Origin of the sequence: Streptomyces litchfieldiae (genome assembly GCF_031845365.1) — a bacterium.
Lineage (GTDB): Bacteria > Actinomycetota > Actinomycetes > Streptomycetales > Streptomycetaceae > Streptomyces > Streptomyces litchfieldiae.
Genome location: NZ_JAVREL010000115.1, coordinates 1 through 447, shown reverse-complemented (window position 1 = coordinate 447; position 447 = coordinate 1). Strand labels below are relative to the sequence as shown.

Below are 447 nucleotides of genomic sequence, written 5' to 3'. Positions count from 1 at the left end.
ACACCGACCGGCCCAACGCCCGCAGCGTGAGTGCCCGGCACGCGACATCCAGATCGACGGTCGTACCGTCGCGCCAGCCGTCCGCGATCGTGTGCGCCGCGGCGGCCATGTGCCCCGCGTACTGCGGGACGTTCCGCTTGGTGAACATCGGCTGCAGCGTGCGCCGGCGCGGCAGCCAGCGCTCATGCGGCAGATTCAGCAGGTTGCCGCCCATCAGCCGGCGCAGTTCGACCATGTTGATGGCGGTGCCGCGATCGGCGACCGAATCGCGGCGACCCAGGACATCCCGGGCGCCCTGCGGGGAGGTGACCAACAGCACCGGGGGGATCAGCCACCGGGGGCCCAGCACCATCCGGCTGACGGGGCCTCCGGCGTCGCGGAGCCGCTGATGCCCCTCGATGAAGGACCGCATCGACTTGATCGTTTGTCGGTAGGACAGGGGATTGC

1 pseudogene is annotated in these 447 nt (G+C 70.5%); it reads right to left on the bottom strand.

Annotated elements, in window-relative coordinates:
• Positions 1-412, bottom strand: a pseudogene (locus tag RM590_RS35640) (hypothetical protein); the annotation flags it as partial.
• Positions 413-447 lie beyond the last annotated feature (35 nt).